17 protein-coding genes are annotated in these 16,737 nt (G+C 37.6%); 7 read left to right on the top strand and 10 right to left on the bottom strand.

All coding sequences use genetic code 11. From position 1 onward, the window contains the following. Positions 1-567 (bottom strand): phosphoribosylglycinamide formyltransferase, encoded by a 567-nt coding sequence (gene purN / locus L1S31_RS03480; RefSeq protein ID WP_236462197.1) that lies wholly within the window; start codon positions 565-567, stop codon positions 1-3. A gap of 174 nt (positions 568-741) precedes the next feature. Here purN and L1S31_RS03485 point away from each other — a divergent pair, with 174 nt between their 5' ends. The 6 genes from L1S31_RS03485 (at position 742) to L1S31_RS03510 (ending at position 5,979) form a co-directional block, all read left to right on the top strand. After that, positions 742-978: an acyl carrier protein gene (locus L1S31_RS03485; protein WP_007137004.1), complete on the top strand. Its 237-nt coding sequence runs from the start codon at positions 742-744 to the stop codon at positions 976-978. A 177-nt stretch (positions 979-1,155) separates the two neighbouring features. After that, a complete protein-coding gene (fabF, locus tag L1S31_RS03490) occupies positions 1,156-2,409 on the top strand; it encodes a beta-ketoacyl-ACP synthase II (RefSeq protein WP_236462200.1) in 1,254 nt (417 codons plus the stop codon). A gap of 6 nt (positions 2,410-2,415) precedes the next feature. Further along, entirely contained in the window at positions 2,416-3,156 is a 741-nt protein-coding gene (gene rnc, locus L1S31_RS03495) for a ribonuclease III (protein WP_236462203.1), read from the top strand. A gap of 112 nt (positions 3,157-3,268) precedes the next feature. Then, on the top strand, positions 3,269-3,757 hold the full coding sequence (locus L1S31_RS03500) for an IPExxxVDY family protein (protein WP_236462205.1): 489 nt from the start codon (positions 3,269-3,271) through the stop codon (positions 3,755-3,757). A gap of 5 nt (positions 3,758-3,762) precedes the next feature. After that, positions 3,763-5,193, top strand: coding sequence for a pyruvate kinase (pyk, locus tag L1S31_RS03505; RefSeq protein ID WP_236462208.1), 1,431 nt, complete (start codon positions 3,763-3,765; stop codon positions 5,191-5,193). Between the two features lie 33 nt (positions 5,194-5,226). Continuing rightward, positions 5,227-5,979: a Bax inhibitor-1/YccA family protein gene (locus tag L1S31_RS03510; RefSeq protein ID WP_236462211.1), complete on the top strand. Its 753-nt coding sequence runs from the start codon at positions 5,227-5,229 to the stop codon at positions 5,977-5,979. Between the two features lie 55 nt (positions 5,980-6,034). Here the strand turns inward: L1S31_RS03510 and dinB are convergent, their stop codons facing one another. Then, positions 6,035-7,117 carry a DNA polymerase IV gene (gene dinB / locus L1S31_RS03515; RefSeq protein ID WP_236462214.1) on the bottom strand — a complete coding sequence of 361 codons (1,083 nt, stop codon included), beginning with the start codon at positions 7,115-7,117 and terminating at the stop codon, positions 6,035-6,037. Between the two features lie 41 nt (positions 7,118-7,158). Between dinB and L1S31_RS03520 the strand changes: the two genes are divergently transcribed. Then, a complete protein-coding gene (locus tag L1S31_RS03520) occupies positions 7,159-7,626 on the top strand; it encodes a CYTH domain-containing protein (protein WP_236462217.1) in 468 nt (155 codons plus the stop codon). On the opposite strand, the gene L1S31_RS03525 is transcribed toward L1S31_RS03520, so the two are convergent. The 8 genes from L1S31_RS03525 to L1S31_RS03560 form a co-directional block, all read right to left on the bottom strand. Beyond that, a complete protein-coding gene (locus L1S31_RS03525; protein ID WP_255702161.1) occupies positions 7,627-8,175 on the bottom strand; it encodes a septal ring lytic transglycosylase RlpA family protein in 549 nt (182 codons plus the stop codon). It lies immediately after the preceding gene. A gap of 76 nt (positions 8,176-8,251) precedes the next feature. After that, positions 8,252-8,674 (bottom strand): hypothetical protein, encoded by a 423-nt coding sequence (locus L1S31_RS03530; RefSeq protein ID WP_236462220.1) that lies wholly within the window; start codon positions 8,672-8,674, stop codon positions 8,252-8,254. A gap of 76 nt (positions 8,675-8,750) precedes the next feature. Further along, positions 8,751-10,394: a glucose-6-phosphate isomerase gene (gene pgi / locus L1S31_RS03535; RefSeq protein WP_236462221.1), complete on the bottom strand. Its 1,644-nt coding sequence runs from the start codon at positions 10,392-10,394 to the stop codon at positions 8,751-8,753. 125 nt (positions 10,395-10,519) lie between these two features. Continuing rightward, positions 10,520-11,764 carry a M23 family metallopeptidase gene (locus L1S31_RS03540; protein ID WP_236462225.1) on the bottom strand — a complete coding sequence of 415 codons (1,245 nt, stop codon included), beginning with the start codon at positions 11,762-11,764 and terminating at the stop codon, positions 10,520-10,522. A gap of 7 nt (positions 11,765-11,771) precedes the next feature. Continuing rightward, positions 11,772-12,704 (bottom strand): tryptophan 2,3-dioxygenase family protein, encoded by a 933-nt coding sequence (locus L1S31_RS03545; RefSeq protein ID WP_236462228.1) that lies wholly within the window; start codon positions 12,702-12,704, stop codon positions 11,772-11,774. A gap of 3 nt (positions 12,705-12,707) precedes the next feature. Continuing rightward, on the bottom strand, positions 12,708-13,481 hold the full coding sequence (locus L1S31_RS03550; protein WP_236462231.1) for a DUF3108 domain-containing protein: 774 nt from the start codon (positions 13,479-13,481) through the stop codon (positions 12,708-12,710). A 418-nt stretch (positions 13,482-13,899) separates the two neighbouring features. Next, positions 13,900-15,765 (bottom strand): OmpA family protein, encoded by a 1,866-nt coding sequence (locus L1S31_RS03555; RefSeq protein WP_236462236.1) that lies wholly within the window; start codon positions 15,763-15,765, stop codon positions 13,900-13,902. Positions 15,766-15,787: 22 nt separating this feature from the next. Continuing rightward, positions 15,788-16,708, bottom strand: a complete 921-nt coding sequence (locus L1S31_RS03560; protein WP_236462238.1) for a PorP/SprF family type IX secretion system membrane protein — start codon at positions 16,706-16,708, stop codon at positions 15,788-15,790. Positions 16,709-16,737 lie beyond the last annotated feature (29 nt).

Raw genomic sequence — 16,737 nt, forward strand, 5'->3', positions numbered from 1 at the left:
TTAGTGGGTTTTGATTATTTTTTCTATTATTTCCGGAAAATGTTTGTGTTCAAGCTCATGGACCTTTGCAACAATTTCTTCTGGAGTTCTGCAGTTGCTGATGGCTACTTTTTGCTGAAAAATGAATTCCCCTTCATCATAATGCTCATTGACATAATGAATGGTAATTCCGGTTTCTTTTTCCTTATTGTCCAAAACCGCCTGATGCACTTTTATGCCATACATTCCTTTTCCTCCATATTTTGGAAGCAAAGCCGGATGGATATTGATTATCTTATTCGGATAAGCTGCTACAATCTGCTCGGGCATCTTCCATAAAAATCCCGCTAATACAATCAAATCGGGTTCAAGCTCTTTTATTTTATCCAAAACGAAACTTCCGGAAAGTTCTTCCCTGCTGAAGACCAATGTTGGAACATTATTGCTTTTTGCTACCTCTAAAACTTTGGCATGCGGATTGTTAGTGAAGACGCCGACTACGATAATATCATGGTGATTTTTGAAGTATCGAATAATATTTTCCACATTGGAACCAGTGCCCGAAGCAAAAAGCAAAATCTTTTTCATTTCGAAATAAAATTACAGCACAAAAAAAAGAATAAATACCCGAATTAAAACCATGATTATGTAAGAATCTCAAATAAATTTTTTAATTTCGTGGTCACATTTACTAACAAAAAGGTTGTTTTAAAATAAAGTTTTTTATTTTTGCCAACAAATTAAAATTAAAAATTAGAAATTATGTCAGACATTGCATCAAGAGTAAAAGCGATTATTGTAGACAAATTAGGCGTTGATGAAAACGAAGTTGTAACAGAAGCAAGCTTCACAAATGATTTAGGCGCTGATTCATTAGACACTGTTGAGTTGATTATGGAATTCGAAAAAGAATTTGATATTCAGATTCCAGACGACCAAGCGGAAAACATTGCTACTGTAGGTCAAGCTATTTCTTACATCGAAGAAGCAAAAAAATAATAATTACTAATCCGTGAGACTTGAACTAGTTTCACGGATTTTTTATTATTTTTACTAAAAAGTAAAAATTGATTGAAATTCAATCTAAAAATATTGAAATACCCTTGTCTCTTTAATGATTATATTTGAAGAAAACATGGGTATTATTTGTTTAAATACAATCGAAAAAAATAAATTATGGCGTTAAAACGAGTTGTAGTAACAGGTTTGGGTGCAATAACACCAATTGGAAATAACATTGAACAGTACTGGAACGCTTTAGTTAATGGCGTTAGCGGTGCAGCTCCAATTACCTATTACGATACCGAAAAGCATAAGACAAAATTTGCCTGCGAAGTCAAAAACTTCAATATTGAAGATTATATGGACCGTAAAGAGGCAAGAAGAATGGATAAATTTGCGCAATACGCTGTGGCGTGCAGCCAGGAAGCTATTGCTGATGCCGGAATTACAGATACCAATGTTAACAAGCAAAGAGTTGGTGTAATCTGGGGCGCTGGAATTGGCGGATTGGAAACTTTCCAGGAAGAAGTAATCAGTTATGCACAAGGTGACGGAACTCCACGTTTCAATCCTTTCTTTATCCCAAAAATGATTGCCGATATCGCTCCAGCCCACATTTCGATGAGAAATGGTTTCATGGGTCCAAATTATACTACCGTTTCTGCATGTGCGTCTTCTGCCAATGCGATGATTGATGCCTTCAACTATATCCGTTTAGGAATGTGTGATGTTATCATTTCTGGTGGTTCTGAAGCTGCAGTAACCATTGCAGGAATGGGAGGGTTTAATTCAATGCAGGCATTGTCAACAAGGAATGAAAGCCCGGAAACGGCTTCCAGGCCTTTTGACGCAACACGTGACGGATTTGTGCTTGGTGAAGGAGCCGGTGCTTTGGTTTTGGAAGAATACGAACATGCAAAAGCACGTGGTGCCAAAATATACTGTGAAATCGGCGGTGGTGGAATGTCATCGGATGCCTATCACTTAACAGCTCCACATCCTGAAGGAATTGGTGTAATTGCCGTAATGGAAAATACCTTGCGCGATGCAGGCATGAAGCCTACCGATGTTGATCACATCAATACCCACGGAACCTCAACACCTCTTGGAGATGTTGCCGAATTAAAAGCCATCAGTGCTGTTTTTGGAGATCATGCCAAAACCATCAATATCAATTCAACCAAATCGATGACAGGCCATTTATTGGGTGCTGCCGGTGCGATTGAAGCGATTGCATCTATTTTGGCTATGAAACATGGAATTGTACCACCAACAATCAATCATACTGTTGTTGATGAAAATATTGACCCAAGTTTAAACTTAACGTTGAACAAAGCCCAGAAAAGGGATATCAATGTTGCGATGAGTAATACTTTTGGGTTTGGAGGGCACAATGCGTGTGTTTTATTCAAAAAAGTACAAGATTAAATATAAATGAAAATCTTAAAAAATATATTTAAAAATTCCCGTTCAACTCAGGACGGGAATTTTTTTGGTGAAATCCAAAATATAATTGGCTTCAAGCCTCAAAATATTTTTTATTACGAAAAAGCATTTACACACCGCTCAACAAACAAATTTGATTCCAAAGGAAACCCAATGAATTATGAGCGCTTGGAATTTCTAGGCGATGCCATGTTAAGTGCCGTCATTGCTGCCCATTTATACAATGAAGTTCCAACTGGCGATGAAGGTTACCTTACTAAAATGCGCTCCAAAATTGTAAGCCGTGAGCATTTAAACGAATTGGGCCGGGATTTGGATTTAATCCGGTTTGTGGATAGCAAAGTGCCTACACAGCATTTTGGTGAAAATATCCATGGGAATATTTTTGAAGCCTTGGTTGGGGCAATTTTCCTGGATAAAGGTTATGAATTTTGTGAAAAATTCATCCGCAAAAGTGTCATCATTCCGTATGTTGACATTGCCAAACTCGAAGGTAAGGTTATCAGTTACAAAAGTTTGCTGATTGAGTGGTGCCAGAAAGAAAAAAAATCTTTCAATTATGATGTTTTTGACGATAACGGAATTGACGGGCAAAAGTATTTTGGCGTAAAACTCAGCATCGACGGAAAAGTAATAGCCAAAGCCAGGGCAACATCCAAAAAGAAAGCCGAAGAGAAAGCTTCTCAGCGCGCTTTTTTTGCCCTTCAGGAAAAAATTAACAATAAATAATACAAATTCCCAGAAACTACAACGTTTTCGTTTATAAAATAACGTTAAGCTAAACCCTAGTTTGTAAAAGTCTGTAACAGATAAACTATATTTACCACTAATTTTGCAATATATGGCGGTTCACAAATTGCATATCGATGAGTTTGATGAAATAGATTATCAATTAATTGCGATACATACTTCTTTGGAGGATTATCGATTAGCCTATTATATCAATCAAAACTTACCGATTACGCTCAAAAAGAGCGACTGCAATATCCAAATTAGCAATAAGGATGGTGAAACCCAGTTTACAAGGTTTGTTTTTGAAGATGAAAAAGCAGGGATTTCATGGGATTTAATCCAAAACAAAAATGATATCCAGCTTGCGCCTCAAAGGGTAAATCAAGGATTGTTTGCTGAAAGCAACAGCAAATTTTCGACTAAGGTTTATTTGGTTCCCGAATTCAAAAAAGTGGACTATTTCCTCAAAATTGACAATGCCTGCGAAAGCATCGATGTTTTAAAAATAGCAAACCAGATTAAAAAAATAGAGCGCATCAGTACCGTGTATTCGGTTGATGTAGAAAATATAAAGTCAAAGAATAATTTAATTTTTTAAATATAATGCCAACAAGAAAAAAGACTAAAATTGTAGCGACGCTTGGTCCTGCATGTAGTTCGAGAGAAGTAATACTGAAAATGATTGATGCAGGAGTGAATGTATTTCGAATCAATTTTTCCCATGCCGATTATGCCGATGTAAAGGAAAGAATAGACATTATCAGAAGTTTGAATGATGAATTTGGATACAATACCGCAATATTAGCCGATTTACAAGGTCCAAAACTTCGAGTTGGTGTCATGAAGGAAGATGTAGTAGTAAATCCTGGCGACATTATTACTTTTCAAACCGCAGAAGACGTTCCCGGAACAAAGGAACGCGTTTACATGAATTACAAAGAGTTTCCAAGTGATGTAAATCCCGGAGAAAAGATTCTTTTGGATGATGGAAAGTTAATGTTTGAAGCATTGGAAACCAACGGAACAACAGAAGTTGTCTGTAAGGTAATACAAGGCGGACCTTTAAAATCAAAAAAGGGGGTAAACCTTCCAAACACAAAGGTTTCGCTTCCTGCTTTGACCAAAAAGGACATTAAGGATGCCTTGTTCGCTATCGAACAACAAGTGGACTGGATTGCGCTTTCATTCGTTAGGACTCCAAAAGACTTAGAGGAACTTCAGGATTTAATTGCCAAAAATTCCGATTATAAAATTCCGATTGTTGCCAAAATAGAAAAACCCGAAGCTGTTGAGAACATTGATAAAATCGTAGCTTTCTGTGACGGTTTGATGGTGGCCCGTGGAGATTTGGGTGTCGAAATTCCGGCGCATGAAGTTCCGTTGATCCAGAAAAAATTAATCAACAGGGCGAAAACCGCAAGGATTCCGGTGATTGTGGCAACACAAATGATGGAAACGATGATTACGAGTTTAACCCCAACACGTGCTGAAGTGAATGACGTTGCCAATTCGGTAATGGACGGTGCTGATGCGGTAATGCTTTCGGGAGAAACTTCGGTTGGAAATTATCCTGTTGAAGTGATTGAAAAGATGACGCAGATTATTGAGGCTGTTGAGGATTCTCCGTTAATCCTTGTCCCACAAAATCCGCCTCACGTTAGAACCAAACGTTTCATTACCAAATCCATTTGTTACCACGCGGCGATTATGGCCAACGAAATAAAGGCAAAAGCGATTTCTACTTTGACCAATAGTGGTTATACAGCCTTCCAGATTTCGGCCTGGAGACCACAAGCCCATGTTTTGGTATATACTTCCAACAAAAGAATCCTGACGCAATTGAGTTTGCTTTGGGGTGTAAATGCCTTCTTTTATGACAAATTCGTAAGCACCGATGATACTGTTGGCGACGTTAACGAAATCGCCAAAGAAAAAGGCTACGTGAAGAAAGGTGATATGCTTATCAACCTGGCTGCGATGCCTGTTGCCGATAAGGGAATGGTAAATACTTTACGTGTATCTGAAATCGAATAAATTTTTTATTACTTTAGACAAAAAAATAATATTATGAACTCAAACAATCCATTTTTTAAAACAAAATCGTTTAAGAAAAATGATGAAGTTACCCACGATGCTGTCGTAATTGACCGCAACGAAGCTATGACGGTTTCAGGAACGATGAATAAAAGTTTCCTGATGCTAATCCTTTTAATTGCCAGTGCTGCTGTTACCTGGACAATGACTTATAATGGCCAGAATCCTATGGTGTTTACCTTTGGTGGTGCTATTGTTGGTTTTATTTTGGTTTTGATTGCTACATTCAAACCACAGCTTTCGGGCTATCTGGCTCCGGGTTATGCTATTTTTGAAGGCCTTTTCATTGGCGGCATTTCAGCAATTTTCGAAGTGATGTATCCTGGAATTGTGATACAGGCTGTGAGCTGTACTTTCGTGACTTTTATAGTTTGTTTTGCACTTTATAAATACGAAATCGTAAAAGTAACCGAGAAATTTAGAGCGGTGGTTCTTGCCGCAACATTGGCAATTGCAACATATTATTTAGTTTCCTGGTTATTGACCTTGTTTACAAGCTTCCAACCGGTTCATTACGGAAATTCCATGATGAGCATCGGAATCAGTGTTTTTGTAATCGTGATTGCTGCTTTGAATTTGTTTTTGGATTTTGACCAAATCGAAAAAGGCGTTCAGGCAAAAATGCCAAAATACATGGAATGGTATGGCGCAATGGGATTGATGATTACATTAGTTTGGTTGTACATCGAATTCTTGAGATTACTATCAAAACTCAGCAAAAAATAATTTCCCACAATTAATAATAAGAAAGCTGTCTCGTTTGGGACGGCTTTTTTTATGCTTAAAATTCAAACTTCAGTTGAACAACAACCGTTTTCTTGATTTCGGTATTTAAGTTATTTAATGAGATTCCTAATAGCCGCACCGATTCTTTCATCCGTTCCTGAAAAAGGAGCTCTTTTGCAGTCTCTAAAAGTAATCCTTTATCAGCGATGAAGTAAGGCAGTGTTTTGCTTCGTGTTTGTGTTGTAAAATCGCTGTATTTGATTTTGAGTGTGACGGTTTTTCCCGAAATGTTATGCTTCTTTAATCGGTTTTCCAGTTCAGAGGCGATGCGCTCGAGTTTTTCAATCATAAAGATTTCCGAAGTCAGGTTTTCATTGAATGTATGTTCGGCTGCAACCGACTTTGTGGTTCTATTCGGTTTGACCTGGCTGTTATGGATTCCGCGCACGATGTTATAATAATACAGACCGCTTTTGCTAAAATGTTCTTCGAGAAATTCTGCCGATTTCGATTTTAAATCCTTTCCTGTAAAAATCCCGAGATGATACATTCTGTCCGCCGTTACTTTGCCCACGCCATAAAATTTCCTGATGTCCAGGTTTTCTAAAAATTCCTCCACTTCCTCAGGATTAACCGTTTTCTGCCCATTGGGTTTGTTATAATCGCTGGCAACTTTGGCAACAAATTTATTGACTGAAATCCCGGCCGAAGCGGTCAAACCCAGTTCATCAAAAATCTTTTTGCGGATTTCCCGTGCAATCAGAGTGGCACTTGGATTTCCTTTTTTGTTTTGGGTAACGTCGAGATAGGCTTCATCCAAAGACAATGGCTCAACCAAATCGGTATACTCATGAAAAATGGCGCGGATTTTTTTTGAAATTTCCTTGTAGCGTTCAAATCGTGGCCTGACAAAAATCAAATGGGGACAATTCCGTTTTGCCTGTACACCGCTCATTGCTGAACGCACTCCAAATTTCCGCGCTTCATAACTTGCTGCCGAAACCACGCCACGGGTTTCGCTTCCGCCGACCGCCAATGCTTTCCCGCGCAGTTCAGGATTGTCCAATTGCTCTACAGAAGCATAGAAAGCATCCATATCAATATGGATAATTTTTCTGTATGGAATTGGTTCAGTCATCTCACAAATTTATAATATCTTTAGCTACTTATTCATCACAAATGGTAGAAATAGAACGCAAATTTTTAATCCTTTCGGATGATTTCATACACGAAGCCTTTTCGAAAAAAAGAATCGTACAGGCTTATCTAAGCTCAAATCCTGAAAGAGCCGTTCGTATCAGGATAAAGGAAGACAAGGCTTATCTGACCATCAAAGGACAGGGAAATGCAGGCGGGACTACACGGCTGGAATGGGAAACCGAAATTCCGGTTGCCGATGCAGAAAAATTATTGGGTATTTGTGAGGAAGGTGTTATTGATAAAATCCGATACGAAGTAAAAGTGGGACAACACATTTATGAAGTCGACATTTTTAGCGGTGACAATGAAGGTTTGGTAATGGCTGAAATCGAATTGCAGTCGGAAGATGAAATGTTTGAAAAACCAAGCTGGCTTGGTCCTGAAGTAACCAATGACGAGCGCTACTACAATGCTTTCCTGAGTAAAAAACCCTTTAAAAATTGGTGATTATTTCTTCGGTTCAATTATTTCCAAGGTAACTAAAACCATTCCTGAATTCTTATTGGAAGCAATGTCCATAAATGCTCTTCGGCTTAAATCAATTTCACGGACTTTTGAGAAAGGTCCACGGTCTGTAATTTCAACGATTACGAATTTTCCATTGGCTTCATTGGTAACCTTTACAAAAGTCCCGAATGGAAGTTTTTTGTGTGCCGCAGTATAGCCGTTGTTGTCAAACCGTTTGCCGCTGGCTGTCCGCCTTCCGTTGAATTTGTTGTGATAGTAAGAAGCGTGGGCGTTTTTCTTAAGGAATTTGAAATTGAACTCAGCTATATTCAGGGTATCTATTTCCAAACCGGTTTTTAGTTTGGCTACCGTAGTTTTAGGAGTGTCTACTTTTACGATGACTGCAGCTTTTTCCTTATCCTTGGTTTCAGAAATTTTGGCTGACTTGTCTTTGTTTTTGTCCTTTTGTTGAGGCTTTTTATCAAGCAGGCTGCTTCCAAAAACAGAAGTCGTTAAAGCCAAAAGGAGTATAAATATCTTGTTATTCATGTATGCTGTTTTAAGATGAAGGCAACCTAACAAAAAATGTGCCCTGATAAAAAAAGCCCTTTTCAGGACTTCTGTTTTAGAACCACAGATTCCAAGGAATCCTGCTCAGGATAAGGACTAAACCTAAACCATAAAAAATGGCAATGGATTTAAATTTTGCTTCACTTGTCGCTGCTCTTTTATGTTTTGACCAGCCAATGGTTATTAAGGTAATTGCGATAAGGTTAATCAAAGGATGCTCAAGCGAAGTTAATCTCAAAGCCGAATCACTCATGTTTCCAAGAGCTGCTTTTCCTAGCGGAGAAACAAAATACAGTATGAGTCCAACGACCAATTGTATGTGCGTTGCTATTAATCCAAACAAGGCAATCTTTCTGTCTTTGGGTGTGAATTCTTTTTTGGAAGACATTCCGGCAATTGAATTTATAACCGCAACCACTAATAACAACAATGCTAAATAGGCCCAGCCCGAATGGAATTTTTGGATAAAAGTGTACATAAATTTGGTTTTTAGAATAACAAATATAACGAAAAAGGCATAAAAAAACGGCAACTTAAAGTGCCGTTTTTGATAATTATTTGTTTTTCAGAAAGTGTTTCAGCAAAAATTCTGTTGAGGAATCGTGTTTGTTTACTGAGCCTGAATTTATTTCATCCAAAATGGAATTGGCCAGTTGCTTTCCTAACTCAACACCCCATTGATCATAACTGTAAATATTCCAGATGATTCCCTGGACAAATATTTTGTGTTCATACAAAGCGATTAAAGAGCCTAAAGTTTTTGGCGTTAGTTTCTCTATCAAAAAGGTATTTGTTGGCTTATTGCCCTTAAAAACCTTAAATGGCAATAGGAAATCCGCTTTTGCTCCATTTATGTTTTGCTTTTCGAATTCTGCCTTTACCTGTGCTGCTGTTTTTCCGTTTAACAATGCTTCGGTCTGTGCAAAAAAGTTGGACATCAGTTTGTCATGATGATTCTGATTTCCGTACAATGGCTTTACGAATCCGATAAAATCGGTTGGGATTAATTTGGTTCCCTGATGGATCAATTGGAAAAATGCGTGCTGTGAATTGGTTCCGGGTTCACCCCAAATGATGGTTCCGGTTTGATAATTCACGACATTCCCATCACGCCCAACACTTTTGCCATTGCTTTCCATAATTCCCTGTTGAAGGTATGGTGCCAGTTTCTGCAAATATTGTGTATACGGAATCAGGGCTTCGCTTTCGGCACCAAAAAAGTTATTGTACCAAATGCTTAACAAAGCCAAAGTGACCGGAATGTTTTTATCAAAATCGGCGGTCTTGAAATGTTCATCCATTTCGTTGGCGCCTTTCAGCAAATCATCAAAATTATCAAAACCAACCGCTAAGCTTATAGACAAACCTACGGCACTCCAAAGCGAAAATCTTCCGCCAACCCAATCCCACATTGGAAAAATATTATCGGGATTGATTCCGAATTCGGTTACTTTCTGAATATTGGTTGAAACCGCGACGAAATGTTGCGCGACATCTTCCTGCTTTGCCGATTTCAAAAACCAGGCACGGATTGTTTCTGCATTCGAAAGCGTTTCCTGTGTGGTAAAGGTTTTGGAAGCAACAACAAAAAGTGTAGTTTCGGGATTCAGGTTTTTGATGATTTCATTGACATGGTCACCATCTACATTGGAAACAAAATGAACATTAAGGTGATTTTTATAAAACTGCAAAGCCTCAACAACCATTGCCGGGCCAAGGTCTGAACCTCCAATCCCAATATTTACGACATCCGTAAAAGCTTTTCCAGTGAATCCTTTTCTTGAACCTGAAATGATTTCGTTGCAAAACGATTTGATCTTGTTCTTTACTTCAAAAACTTCGGGAATGACATTTTTTCCATCAACCAAAACACTTGCATTTTGAGGTGAACGCAAAGCGGTATGAAGCACTGCTCTGTTTTCTGTCTGATTGATATTATCTCCTGAAAAATAACTTTCAATTGCAGACTTTAAGTTTACTTCTTTTGCTAAATCCTGAAGCAAATCCATTGTTTCCCGATTGATGATATTTTTGGAATAATCAACGAGGAAATCATTCCACTGAATGCTGAATTTTTCAGCTCGGGTAGTATCATTGGCAAACATTTCCTGCATAGAGGCATTTTGCATCTGGGCATAATGTCCCTTTAGTTTTTTCCAGGCAGTGGTGCTTGTTGGATTTATATTTGGTAAAGCCATTTCTTAATTTTTTACTTCGTACAATTCGGCTTGTCAGCCTCGGGTGAATGACAAATTTACAAATATGATTGGTATAAAAATCAGCAATATTTTACGCTAACGTTGTAGTTGGGAAAAAAATGCAATTATTTTTTTGCGCTGGCTGCTGCAACACTATCCAACTCTCTTTTAAGCGGTGTCATATAGGCCATGTATTTCTGCCTGTACTTGGAATCCATCGGTGTAGATGTTGGCAGTTTCAGCTTAAGGGCGTCAACCTGCACGCCATTTTTCCAGAAACGATAGCAAACGTGTGGGCCTGTTGCCAAACCTGTGCTTCCTACTTTTCCGATTACCTGTCCCTGTGTTACCCTTTGCCCGCGTTTGACCAAAATTTTTGACATGTGTAAATATTGGGTCGAATAGGTTTTATCGTGTTTTACCTTGACAAAATTTCCATTTCCTGTGGTAAATCCTGCCTGTTCTACAACTCCGGCCGCAGTGGACATAATAGGTGTTCCTGTTGGCGCTGCATAATCGGTTCCTTTATGTGCTTTCCAGATTAGCTGAACTGGGTGGAACCTGTTTTTGGCAAAGCGCGAAGTGATATTGACAAATTTCAACGGTGCTTTCAGGAAGAAGTTCTTTAATGTTTTTCCTTCTTCATCGTAATACTGCTGCTTTTTGGTATTCTCGTCGGGAGCAAAAGGGAAGGCATAAATATTCTTGCCTTTGTATTCAAAAAAGCAGGCTTTCAAACTATCAACTCCATCATACACTGTGTCATTGATATACCTTTCGGTGAATTTGAGTCCAAATTTATCCCCTTTTTTCAATTTGAAGAAGTCGATCGACCAGGCGTATATTTTGGCAATTTTGGGAGCCAATGAAGGATCTACATTCAGGTTTTGAAGTGTTTCAGATAATGAGCCATTCAAAGCTCCGGCAATGGTGCGGGTCTTAAAGGTTAGTGGCCTTGCTTTTTTATGTGCGGTAATGGAATCCCTGAAATCGACCACATAATAATTCAGTCGGTCTGGCTGATAGATAAAAACCTGGATCTTATTGGTTCTGTCCTTGCTGCGAAGGATTGTAAACGGCTTTCCTCTTCTGATGCTTCTCACATCGAAGGAATCCTTTACTTTGGTAACAACTTCGTGAACCTGGATTCCGTTTAAGTTTTGATGTTCAAGGATGCTTCCAAAAGTGTCTCCCGATTGTATGGTATCGTTTACGACGTTAAAATCATGCATGTTGAATCCAAACTCGACAAGTTTTGGTTTCGCTTTTGGGATGATGATTTCTTCCTCTTCCTTGGTTTTATTACAAGAGATTGTGAACGAAGCGAGAAGGGTGATTATGATTATTTTTTGAAAGATTTTTGACATCATGTTTATCTTAATATCCTTCTCCCCAATTTTTTAATTCTTCTTCACTCCAAAGTTCCGGGAAGAATATTCTTCGTTGGTATTTTGGATGCATGTATTTTTTCCAGTCACTTCCGCCAGTTGCTTCACCTGAACCTTTTTCGCTATCAATGTATTTCCGTGCTGCGTTTAAGTGGCCCATAACCCAAGTTACGTTCACGGTGTGGTCATAATGACGCATCGCTTTTACAAGTTCTTCATTTTTCTGATCGGCTTCAGGTAGTTGTTTAAATTTTTGCCAGATATTAATGGTATTGTATTCTTCCATATAGCGAAGAAACTCTTCACGATATTTTTTTTCGAACGCTAAAATTAAATATGACTTTTCTCCTGTACTATGGTCTTTCCCTGCTGCCTGCCAATAAAGATGTTCGAAAGCATGCGAATAAGGCGTATTCCTGTCGATTGTTTCCCTAAAGCGGTAATCTATCAGATTAATCAAATCTGTTGAAGAGAATTCAATTAAACGGTATTGAGCACTTTGAAACCCACTTGCAGGAGTCAGTGTATTCCTGAATTTCATGTATTGATCCACTTCCATGCCATCGCCCATGATGTCAAACGATGTAGTAAGCATATCAAAATAGCGGCTGATTCTTCTTAGTTTCTCTGTAAAAAAATCTGTTTTGGGTTTATCGGTATGGCATAATTGATTTATTTCCCAAAGTATCATTTTGAATAACAATTCATTTACCTGATGATACATAATGAAAACCATCTCATCAGGAAGGACTGTTCTTTGTGTCTGCAAATTCAGCAATGCATCGGTTTGAATATAATCCCAATAAGTGATTGGTTTTGACCAAAGCAATCCTTCAAGATGTGTTTCGGTTTTTTGATTGATTGCATCAAACTTTTGTTCTAATGCTTCTAGTAGTGTGTCTGAATTTGTTTTAGTAGTCATTAATTATTTCATTTTAACCATAAATGGATTTTTCAATCCTTTGAAACCGTCTAAATCTGCTTTTATAGAACCAACAGCTAAACTTGCTTTTATCCTTAACGGGATTTTATTATCATCATCAGATATCCAGACAGTTAAACTCTCTTCTTCCTTGAAGACTCTTCCCGATTGGACAATCGGCCTAAAAATCATGGTTGGCGCGGTTCCAAATTTAGTTTTTAAATTTTCCCTTCCTATGAATTTTAACTTAAACTTAAATACTTCATCGTCAAAAAACATGTCAACTACTATTGACTCACCAACTTTTAATTTATCAATATTAGGGTGATTTCTCAAAAAGTAAAATGTTGAAACAATGTCCTGAACGTTTTCAGTTACTGAAAAAGATTTTTCAGTTTTGTTCTTATAATCTTTAATCAAAACCTTATTGTTGTCCTGATTAAAAAAACCTTCCTGGTTTTTGGTATAACCTCCTTCATCAATTTTCCTGACGAACTGATAAGGTTTGTTAGTGACTTTGTCAAAGTAGCTTTCGTAATTGTCATCTACCTTGAAAAAGAAACGTGACATTCCGACAGTATACCCTTTTCCAATGGCGTGATAGACCTTTTTACCATCCCTAACGGCATCTTTTATTTCAAGAGTTGCGTAACCTGCGTTTACAAATCCGTAATGTATCCTAAACTTAAACCATTCGCCCGAATCATAGGCATCTGGCTTTTGTGTATCGAAACTTACAGTTATAAAAACTAATAATAATAACAAATATTTTTTCATGTGGTGCACTTGTTTTTATACTGTGTTTGCAATATCTGTTCCAAATGTACCAAAACAAAAAAACCCAATCAAATTAATGACTGAGTTTTTATGCTATTAACCAACCAAAAAACTATAAATTATGAAAATTTATCCAAAAATATGAGGAAACCACTCCCCGTTTTTTTGATAATGCAAAGATACTCTAAACAAATGCATAATTACAAACGTTTTTTCAACTTTAACAGTTAATTAATAAAAAAAGGGTTGTTTAAGAATGAATTTTTAAATTATATTTAATAAAAATGGCGATTTATTAAATATATGACTGATTTATAGTGTATTTGTGTTTTATAAATCTGGCTTTAAATGATATGGCCTTTAAAAACAAAAAGCCGGACCTATAGTAGTCCGGCTTTTTCATTTATAAATAAATTTATTATTTCACGATCAGGAACTCTGAACGACGGTTCTGTGCGTGCTGTTCTTCTGTACAGTTTTCACCGCAATCAACTTTTGGTTCCAACTCACCCATTCCTTTTGCAGAAATCCTGTTTGCAGCAATTCCTCTGGAAATTACATACTGACGGGTTGATTTAGCCCTTCTGTCAGATAACAATTCGTTATACTTATTTGATCCTCTGTTATCGGTATGTGATTTAGCCAAAATAACCATATTTGGGTTTGACTTCATTACCTGAATCAACTTATCCAATTCAAAGGCACCATCCTGAGTAATGTTGCTCTTATCAAATTCGAAATAAATTGGATTCAACACAATTTCGTTTTCAGTGATAATAGTTTCGATTGGTTGTAATGCTGCATCAATTTTGGCATTTGGTCCTTTGCTTTTGGTAACAGCAAAAGTATTTCCAACAAAGCCATCTTTAGAAGCCTGAACTACGTATGGCTTGTCACACTCAACTCGGTATTTCACTTCGCCTTTTGCATTTGACATTTCCGTTGCGATAACATTTTTCTGGTCATCTAATATAGAAACGCTTGCATTGGACAAAATTTCACCTGTCTTAGCGTTGGTAACAAGTACTAAAACATCTACACCACAAATTGGGCTTACTGCAAAAATATCATCGTTACCATTTCTGTTACTTGACATAAATCCGGCACCTTTAACACCATTAAATGTAAATGCGAAATCATCTTTCTCGGTATTTACAGGTTTGCCTAAATTGGTAGCATCACCTTCGGTCAAATCAATTTTAAAGATGTCCATACCTCCCAAACCTTGTTTTCCGCTTGACGCGAAATACAATGTCTTGTTATCATCAGCAATAAACGGAAAGCTTTCATGCCCTTCGGTATTCACTTTGTTTCCAAGATTTTGTGGTTCTCCGTAAGTTCCGTCTTCATTGACAGCCACTTTCCAGATATCAACTCCACCAAGGCTTCCTGGTCTATCCGAAGAGAAATAAAGTGTTTTTCCATCGCGGCTCAAACTTGGGTTGCTCGTTGAGAATTCTTTGCTGTTGAAAGGCAGTATTTCTATATTCCCCCAGGAATCACCATTTTTTGTGGCTTTGTAAATACTGTTTCTTCCTAATTTCAACTTGTTCTTTTTGTCTTTCTCAAATTTATTTTCCCTGAAACTATCGCTGGTAAAGTAAACTGTATTACCATCAGCGCTCATTGTTAATGGACCGTCATGATATTGTGAGTTTAATGTACCTACTGTTGTAGCATTAGTTACGGTTCCGTCAGCGTTGTAATCTGCACGGTAAATATCAAGAAAAGGCTCTTCCAATGCACCATAATTTTTACGGGCTCCATTTCTGGCGCTGGTAAAATAAACGGCATTGTCATATAGAACTGCACCGAAATCCGATTTATCACTACTTACATCCGAAGGATTGATATTAAAGAGCTTAGTCTTATCCATCAATTTTGGGACATAATTAGGGTTTTTCATAAATGCAACGGCACGAGAATCAGAAGGCGCTGCTGCAGCAAATTTTCGCATCTGTGCATTTGACTCTTCATACTTTCCGTTTGCCTTTAACATTTGCGCATAGCGGTAATAGGTCTCTGCATCCTGCTGTGTTTCTGTTGCTTTAGCATACCATTTTGCAGCTTCAGCCGTATTAAACATATTAAAATAAGTATCTGCCAGTTGTTTGTATACATACCCGTCAGCTTTCCCTTTTTCAACAAGATTCAAATATTCTTTAGCTGCATCAACATACTCATATCGATTGTATAATTTATCCGCTGCAGCTGTGTCTTTATTTTGCGCCGAGATTGTAAAACTAATGGCTACAAAACTTAATGTTATATATAGATTTTTCATTTTTAGGATTGCTTTTATTAGGTTAGAAATATCTAGGCGATTGTGATACTTTTTTCGGGAAATTTAAATCGAATAACAACATTACCTCGTGAGAAGCTGGTGCTACTACCTTTAAATCTGAAACAACGTGATCATAAGCATATCCAATTGTCAAATTTGGAGTGATGGCAAAATTTACCATCGCTCCAAATGAATCTTCCAATCTGTAAGTTGCTCCTAATTCTAACTTGTCATACATTTTGAAGTTAGCAGAAAGATCAAATGATGTTGGTGCATCTACCGATGATTTTACCATCGCAGAAGGTTTGAATTTTAAATTTGGATTTAAATCAAACACATAACCTCCAGTTAAGAAATAATGTATTACATCTGTACCATATTCCCTACCGTTAAAATCCAGATATTTAGATTTTAACATGTTCGGAACAGAGAAAGCCAAATAATAGTGATCTGTATAATAAAAGACCCCGGAACCTATGTTCAGGAACGTAGTATTTGGATTTGATGCATAGAATGGATCAAGCGTTGATGGCTGTGGCAGTGTTGGATAGATTGTTTCAAAATCAATCTTGTGCATTGTTGCCCCAGCTTTTAAACCAAAAGCCAGCCTGTGCTCTCCGCCTAAATTTAAGGTGTATGAGAAATCTCCATAGATGTTGGTTTCTTCTACAGGTCCAATCTTATCTGAAACTACAGAAAGACCTAAACCTACGTTTCTACCTACTGGACTGTGCAGGAAGAAAGTTCCTGTTGTTGGTGCTCCGTCCAGCCCAACCCATTGTGCTCTGTATAATAATCCTCCCGACATACTCTCTTTCGAACCAGCGTAAGCCGGATTCATTACACTCATATTGTACATGTATTGCGTGTAATGCGGATCTTGCTGTGCTCTTAACTCGTTAATCGCTAAAGCCAATATCGCAATGAAATATATTTTCTTCATTTTGTTTTGTTTTATTTTGAATGCAAATT

The sequence above is a fragment of the Flavobacterium wongokense genome (genome assembly GCF_021608265.1).
Classification (GTDB): Bacteria; Bacteroidota; Bacteroidia; order Flavobacteriales; family Flavobacteriaceae; genus Flavobacterium; species Flavobacterium wongokense.